This is a genomic window from Faecalibacter macacae (assembly GCF_003687725.1).
GTDB classification, from domain to species: Bacteria; Bacteroidota; Bacteroidia; order Flavobacteriales; family Weeksellaceae; genus Empedobacter; species Empedobacter macacae.
The window spans coordinates 73,696-80,541 of sequence record NZ_RDOJ01000013.1 but is presented as its reverse complement, the minus strand read 5'-3'; the positions used below and the strand labels follow the sequence as shown (position 1 = coordinate 80,541).

9 protein-coding genes are annotated in these 6,846 nt (G+C 30.4%); 5 read left to right on the top strand and 4 right to left on the bottom strand.

Annotation, left to right across the window (positions count from 1 at the left end; genetic code table 11):
* Nucleotides 1-101: 101 nt before the first annotated feature.
* The 4 genes from EAH69_RS10125 to EAH69_RS10110 all read right to left on the bottom strand — a co-directional run bounded on the left by EAH69_RS10125 (nt 102) and on the right by EAH69_RS10110 (nt 2,779).
* Entirely contained in the window at nt 102-554 is a 453-nt protein-coding gene (locus EAH69_RS10125; RefSeq protein WP_121935088.1) for an RES family NAD+ phosphorylase, read from the bottom strand.
* A gap of 2 nt (nt 555-556) precedes the next feature.
* Nucleotides 557-991 carry an antitoxin Xre/MbcA/ParS toxin-binding domain-containing protein gene (locus tag EAH69_RS10120; protein WP_121935087.1) on the bottom strand — a complete coding sequence of 145 codons (435 nt, stop codon included), beginning with the start codon at nt 989-991 and terminating at the stop codon, nt 557-559.
* 121 nt (nt 992-1,112) lie between these two features.
* A complete protein-coding gene (locus EAH69_RS10115; RefSeq protein ID WP_121935086.1) occupies nt 1,113-2,045 on the bottom strand; it encodes a bifunctional metallophosphatase/5'-nucleotidase in 933 nt (310 codons plus the stop codon).
* The gene (locus EAH69_RS10110) at nt 2,045-2,779 is read right to left on the bottom strand and encodes a 5'-nucleotidase C-terminal domain-containing protein (RefSeq protein WP_121935085.1); all 735 of its coding nucleotides are present in this window, start codon (nt 2,777-2,779) and stop codon (nt 2,045-2,047) included. The genes EAH69_RS10115 and EAH69_RS10110 overlap by 1 nt, the downstream gene beginning before the upstream one ends.
* A 184-nt stretch (nt 2,780-2,963) precedes the next feature.
* On the opposite strand from EAH69_RS10110, the gene dapA reads away from it, so the two are divergent.
* The 5 genes from dapA to coaBC all read left to right on the top strand — a co-directional run bounded on the left by dapA (nt 2,964) and on the right by coaBC (nt 6,846).
* On the top strand, nt 2,964-3,842 hold the full coding sequence (dapA, locus tag EAH69_RS10105; RefSeq protein WP_121935084.1) for a 4-hydroxy-tetrahydrodipicolinate synthase: 879 nt from the start codon (nt 2,964-2,966) through the stop codon (nt 3,840-3,842).
* Between the two features lie 19 nt (nt 3,843-3,861).
* A complete protein-coding gene (locus EAH69_RS10100; RefSeq protein ID WP_121935083.1) occupies nt 3,862-4,365 on the top strand; it encodes a ferritin in 504 nt (167 codons plus the stop codon).
* A gap of 75 nt (nt 4,366-4,440) precedes the next feature.
* Entirely contained in the window at nt 4,441-5,295 is an 855-nt protein-coding gene (locus tag EAH69_RS10095) for an outer membrane protein assembly factor BamD (protein ID WP_121935082.1), read from the top strand.
* A 31-nt stretch (nt 5,296-5,326) separates the two neighbouring features.
* Nucleotides 5,327-5,650 (top strand): DNA-directed RNA polymerase subunit omega, encoded by a 324-nt coding sequence (locus tag EAH69_RS10090; protein ID WP_121935081.1) that lies wholly within the window; start codon nt 5,327-5,329, stop codon nt 5,648-5,650.
* A complete protein-coding gene (coaBC, locus tag EAH69_RS10085) occupies nt 5,650-6,846 on the top strand; it encodes a bifunctional phosphopantothenoylcysteine decarboxylase/phosphopantothenate--cysteine ligase CoaBC (RefSeq protein ID WP_121935080.1) in 1,197 nt (398 codons plus the stop codon). The genes EAH69_RS10090 and coaBC overlap by 1 nt, the downstream gene beginning before the upstream one ends.

The following is a 6,846-nucleotide window of genomic DNA, read 5'->3' as shown; positions in this document are numbered from 1 at the left end:
GTACTCAAACTCTATTCTCTTCTTTTTTTTTATTACAATTTAAGATTTTCAAATCTAAAGGAATTTATTTCAGCTTTTTATTCATTTTAGAAACATCTCTCCTATAACAATCGTTTATCCCACTGATAATCCTCAATTTCATAAATTTTCACCTTCTTTTCAAAATCAGGATGTTTAGTATGAATCAAAAAATTATATTCTTTCGGAATAACCGCAGAAGGAACTTTCATTACTAAATGCTTAAAATCCTGATACCATTTTGAACCAATAGCTTGTAATTTTGGATAAGCTTCAACTTTTTGCCAATTTTTAGGCAAATCTTTCGTCTTAATTTCTAAAATTTCATCATCAAGACAGTCGATTTCTATAACCATTAATTTGTACGAATTATCAATTGAAATTCCGCTTCGATGTACCACTAATTCTAAAGTAGATAACGATCTCGAACTTCCGGTATAAATTACAAATTCGTCATTTTTATTCCATCTGTTGGCAACTCCAGAGGCGCGTAACGAATTGGCGTATTTTTCTTTTCGGATATTATATACGAACATAATTATACGTTTTCACCAAATTCGATAGCAGTTAAACGATTATCAATAAATTTCAAACCTGAAACTGTATCCAAATAATCCATTGGTGCTTTATGATCCAATAATAAATTAGGTGTAGTTAACCATTGCTCAAATTCTTCTTTTGTATTAAAAACCTCTAAACCGTGTTTATATAAGGAAAGAATCAAAACAAGATGTTCCTTTGTATTATCTTTTAACGAAACATTTTTAGTTTTATAATTACGGTATGTACGTGTCGTAATATTTAACCATTTCGAAATAATTTCGTCTTTCAGACCAGATAATTCATCCAAAATCTGGATATATTCTTGGTCAACATTGTAATGATTCACATAAAAATAGACGTTTGTAAAGTCACTTACTTCTGGTAAATCATTAATTATTTTTTTTCTGCGTTTTAGTTCAACTGTTGCCATATTTTAAGCTTTGTAATAAAGTTACAAAATTTCCGAATTAAAGTGGAAAAATTTCTTGAAAAATTTTCATATAAAAAAAGCCACTCAACAGAGTGGCTTAAATATTTATATCAAATTGGAATTAAACATATTCGTTAATTACCATTTCATCTAATTTATAAGAAGTAAATCCTTTTAGTTTACCTTTTTGGAAATTAAAATCTATACGACCTAAATACAATCCTGCCCAACCAACTTGATTTACTAAAACAGGTTTGTGATCTGCATTTTGATGAACTTCAGGTTCAGGTAAAAATGTATGTGTATGACCACCAATAATTACATCTATATCTTTTGTTTTACGCGCTAAAATACAATCAGAAACCTGATTAGAGCGTTCGTAATTGTAACCAATATGAGAAAGACAAACGACTAAATCACATTTTTCTTCGTGACGTAATTTATTCGCATAATGTTGTGCAATTTCAATCGGATCTAAATATTTAGTTTCCTTGTACATACGCGGATCAACTAAACCATGTAATTCAACTCCAACGGCAAAAATCCCAATCTTAATTCTATCTTTTTTAATGATTTTATATGGTTTAAAAGCACCATCTAAAATTGTATTTGAAAAATCATAATTAGAAGAAATTAAATCGAATCCTGCATGTGGTAAAGCTTTTTGTAAACCTTCTAACCCATTATCATATTCATGATTTCCTAAAGTACCCGCATCATAACCTAATTTTGTCATTAACTTATACTCTAATTCACCACCAAACATATTAAAATAGGGCGTTCCTTGGAAAACATCTCCAGCATCTAATAATAAAACATTCTTTTCTTCTTGACGAATTTTATGAATCATTGTTGCACGTCTTGCAAATCCTCCTTTGTCAGAAGTTGCCTTATTTGAAGAAACTTCAAATGGCTCGATACGTGAATGTTGATCATTTGTATGTAAAATTGTAATTCGCTTTACATCATTTGTATTTGCTAATAATGGTAAAGTCGGAAGTAAAGTTAATCCAGCTGCAAAAGATGTTTTCTTAATAAAATCTCTTCTTTCCATTATTTATAAATTCTTTTATTCGTATTTACTTGTACTGTATCAATTTTCTCGAAATAGTCTAATAACAAATCACGTTGTTTGATGTTTAAGACATCTTTTGATAATGATTTACTAAAGAAAAACATGTTGTCACCACCATTATATAAATAATCGCTTGTAACAACATTGTAGGTTTTGTTTAAATCTAAAGGTTCTCGACCTATTTTAATATCTTCTGTAGAAGTCGCAGTGATTCCGGCTACAGGATGAGCGACGGTTTGTTTAAAATAAAAATCAACCATTTCTTTAATTGTCTCACCTTTTAATTGTACCACAAAAAGTTCATTTTCAAATGGAGCCAATTCAAAAATGTTTCCTACTGTTAAATCACCAGCAGTAAAAGTTCTTCTTAAACCACCATAATTTAACAATACGGCATCAATATTCCCTTTGCCTTCTTTTATATATAAATCATTAATAGTTTCAAAAGTAACATCTGCAACTAAATTACATAAAGGAGAACTATATCCATTTTTGTGTAAATCTATTGGAGCATAAGCTAAAACACGATCCATTTTTGCTTTTAACTCTTCTTTGTAAGGAGAAATTATAGATTGTATTGAAGCATCCGAAGTTATCTCGGAATTAATAGGCAAAGTTGCCTTATATTCTGGCGCTAATTGATGATATGAAGTGCTACAAGAGGTAAGCAAAATCATAGAAATAGCAAGAATATTATTTTTAAAAAGTTTCATTATTGATTACTTTTGAAAAGTGATATTATCGAAAATTATTAAATGCAAATTTGCAGATTTTTCTTTGATTTATCCCTAAATTTAATTTATTTTAAATCAAAATCTAAATAAATGTTAAGGTTTGAAATTTTAAATTTAAATCACGACCTTTAGCATGGATTTCATATAAAAACATTTAATAAAGATGAAAGAATTGATCGGAACAGGTGTTGCGTTAGTTACACCTTTTAACCAAGATGGTAGCGTTGATTACAACGGTTTAGAAAATTTAGTTAATTATTCAATCGAAGGAGGTGTTGAATATTTAGTTCTTTTAGGAACTACAGCAGAATCTGCAACGTTAACTAAAGAGGAAAAGAAAGAAGTTGTTGCTACTATCAAAAAGGTAAACAATGGTCGTGTTCCTATGGTTCTAGGTATTGGAGGAAACAATACTGCTGAAATTATTAAAGAATATGCTGAAACAGATTTATCTGATTATGTAGCTATTTTAACTGTTTCTCCTTACTACAATAAACCATCACAAGAAGGTATTTACCAACATTATAAAGCAATTGCTGAAAGTACAGATGCTAAAATTATTTTATATAATGTTCCAGGACGTACAGGATCTAATATTGCACCAGAAACTACAGTTCGTTTAGCAAATGAATTTAAAAACATTGTAGCTATTAAAGAAGCTTCTCCAGATTTCTTACAATCAACAAATATCATCCGTTTAAATACACGTGAAGATTTTATTGTATTATCTGGTGATGACGAATATGCTTTACCGATGACATTAGCTGGTGGTAAAGGAGTTATTTCTGTAATGGGACAAGGTTTACCTGAAATTTTTACAGATATGATTCGTAAAGGATTAAATAAAGAAGTTGATGCAGCTTATGATTCTCACTACAAATTAGTTGAAATTACGCATGCAATCTTCGAAGAAGGAAATCCAGTTGGAATCAAAGCTGTTTTAGCTAAGAAAGGAGTTTGTCAACCTTATGTACGTTTACCATTAGTACAAGCTACGGACAATTTAACAGCAAAAATTGCTGATTTATTAAACCAATTTTAATCTTAAAATACAAAACATTATGCTTAAGCAAGAAGTATTAGACGCATTAAACAAACAAATCAAATTAGAAGGAGATTCTTCTCAATTATATTTAGCAATGGCATCTTGGGCAGAGTGTCAAGGATTTGAAGGAACTTCAAATTTCTTATACTCACACGCTGACGAAGAAAGAACTCACATGTTAAAGTTAATTAAATTCGTTAACGAACGTGGTGGGAAAGCTTTCGTACCTCAGATCGAAGAGCCTGCACAAAACTTTGATTCTTTAAAAGATGTTTTTTCTGCAATTTTAAAGCACGAAATTTTCGTGTCTGAATCAATCAACGAAATTGTATTCTTAACTTTAGAACACAAAGATTTCCCTACACATAATTTCTTACAATGGTTTGTTTCTGAACAAATAGAGGAAGAACGTTTAGCACGTACTGTACTAGACAAATTAGAAATGATTGGAAGCGATAAAGGTGGATTATATTTATTCGATCGTGATATCGTTAGCTTAGATGTAGCTGGAGCTGAATAATAACTTTTTTATTTTTAAATAGGGATTAATGTAAATATTTTTTACATTAGTCTTCTTTTTTACTAAATTTGCAGAATGTTAAAAAAACTAACCTTAATAGTTTTAGTTGGACTTGCATTATCTTCTTGTAATAAAGAATATAATAAAGCCATGAAAAGTACAGATAAAGATGAGATCTTTAATATTGCTACTCAGTTATATAAACAAGGAAAATATACTGAAGCAATTGAATTATATGATCGAATTTCAACATCATTTGTCGGAACTGATGAAGCCTCTGATATTGCTTATAATACAGCTGACTCACATTTTAAAGATGAAAACTTTAAATTAGCTGGTCACTTATTTAAAAACTTTTCGGGATCATATCCAATGGATAAACGTGCTGAAGAAGCATTATACCTTTCAGCTTTTTCATACTATAAAGATTCTCCTAAGTATAACTTAGATCAAACGAGTACTTTTACAGCTATTGATGAGTTACAAGGTTTTATCAACACATACCCTAATTCTGAACACGTAAATGATGCGAATAAATACATCACAGAATTACGTCAAAAATTAGAGTTAAAAGCCTTTGAAATTGGTAAAGTTTATTATAAAACGATGAAATATAAAGCTGCTGGTGTAGCTTTTGATAACATGGTTGATGAGTATCCAGATTCTAAATTCCGTGAGGAAGCTATGATGTATTCTTTAAGATCTAAAGCTGAGTTAGCAATTAACTTTAGCCGTATTGAAAATAAAGACTTACGTTTACAAGAAGCAAGAACTCAATATCGTCAGCTTACTAAGTTTTACCCAAATTCACAATATAAATCTGAAGCTGAAAAGTTGTTAAAAAACATTGAAGCAGATTTAGATAAAGCTAAAAAAGATTTAGCTGAAATTGAAAAAGCTAAAAAACAAGCTTTAGCAAACAACAAATAAAATAAGTTAATTATATAAAATTCTTTTTGATATGAATTTCAAAGATATCGGTGCTGCAACGACAACACAAACTTACAACCGTACAAAAATCGAAGAGCAAACTGGAAACATTTACGAATCGATTGTTATTATGGGGAGAAGAGCTGAGCAAATTAATCAAGAAATGAAATCTGAATTAATTCAGAAATTAGATGAGTTTGCTGCGCATACTGATTCTTTAGAGGAAGTATTTGAAAACAGAGAGCAAATCGAAGTTTCTAAATTTTACGAAAGACTTCCAAAACCGACTTCAATCGCGGTTAAAGAATGGTTAGATAACGATGTTTACTACAGAAATCCAAATGAGGATAAATAATGTCTGTTTTACATAGTAAGAAAATTTTATTGGCAGTTTCTGCCGGAATAGCGGCCTATAAAGCCGCTTTTCTTGTTAGAGGACTTATCAAGCAAGGTGCTGAAGTTAAAGTTATAATGACTCCGGATGCTCAGCATTTTGTTACTCCTCTTACTCTTTCAACTTTATCAAAAAATCCAGTTGAATGGGAGTTTTTTGGTGATAAAGGTGATTGGAATAATCATGTTGAATATGCTCTTTGGGCAGATTATATGATTATAGCTCCATGCACAGCAAATACATTATCGCATATGGCCGATGGTACATGTGATAATCTTGTATTAGCAACTTATTTATCAGCAAAATGTCCTGTTTACTTTGCTCCTGCTATGGATTTAGATATGTATCAACATCCAACAACAAAAGAAAATATTGATCAACTTGTAAAAAATGGTAACATTTTAATTCCTGCCGAAAGTGGTGAATTAGCAAGTGGATTAGTTGGTGAAGGTCGTATGGCTGAACCAGAAAATATTATTTCTTTTATGGAAAATCATATCGCATCAACTTTACCTCTTTTTGGTAAAAACATAGTTGTTTCTGCTGGTCCTACATACGAAAACATAGATCCAGTACGTTTTATTGGTAATTATTCTTCTGGAAAAATGGGATTTGAAATTGCAAAAGTAGCTTCAAGAATGGGTGCTAATGTTCAATTAGTTTCAGGACCAAGTCACGAATCTGTTGCTGGTTTCCCAATTGAAAGAACTAATGTAATTTCTGCTCGTGATATGTATGAAGCAATGCATGCAAAATATGATACAGCTGATGTTGTAATTATGTCTGCTGCTGTTGCAGATTACAGACCAAAAGAAGTTGCAGACCAAAAGATTAAAAAAAATGATGAGGATTTAACGATAGAATTAACGAAGAATCCTGATATTTTAAAATCTTTAGGAGAAATTAAAAAACATCAATTATTAGTTGGTTTTGCTTTAGAAACGAATAACGAGGAAGAATACGCAAAAGGAAAATTAGCAAAAAAGAATCTTGATTTTATCGTGTTAAATTCTTTACAAGATAAAGACGCAGGATTTCAAAAAAATACCAATAAAATTACTATTATTGACAAAGATATGTCGATGCAATCTTTTGATGCTAAATCAAAAGCTGATGTTGCAAAAGATATCTTAAACGTCATTGTAAAAAAACTATAA

Coding starts and splice junctions, on each gene's coding strand:
- EAH69_RS10125 (WP_121935088.1), bottom strand. CDS start 554: ATGTTCGTATATAATATCCGAAAAGAAAAATACGCCAATTCGTTACGC.
- coaBC (WP_121935080.1), top strand. CDS start 5,650: ATGTCTGTTTTACATAGTAAGAAAATTTTATTGGCAGTTTCTGCCGGA.
- EAH69_RS10110 (WP_121935085.1), bottom strand. CDS start 2,779: ATGAAACTTTTTAAAAATAATATTCTTGCTATTTCTATGATTTTGCTT.
- EAH69_RS10090 (WP_121935081.1), top strand. CDS start 5,327: ATGAATTTCAAAGATATCGGTGCTGCAACGACAACACAAACTTACAAC.
- dapA (WP_121935084.1), top strand. CDS start 2,964: ATGAAAGAATTGATCGGAACAGGTGTTGCGTTAGTTACACCTTTTAAC.
- EAH69_RS10100 (WP_121935083.1), top strand. CDS start 3,862: ATGCTTAAGCAAGAAGTATTAGACGCATTAAACAAACAAATCAAATTA.
- EAH69_RS10095 (WP_121935082.1), top strand. CDS start 4,441: ATGTTAAAAAAACTAACCTTAATAGTTTTAGTTGGACTTGCATTATCT.
- EAH69_RS10120 (WP_121935087.1), bottom strand. CDS start 991: ATGGCAACAGTTGAACTAAAACGCAGAAAAAAAATAATTAATGATTTA.
- EAH69_RS10115 (WP_121935086.1), bottom strand. CDS start 2,045: ATGGAAAGAAGAGATTTTATTAAGAAAACATCTTTTGCAGCTGGATTA.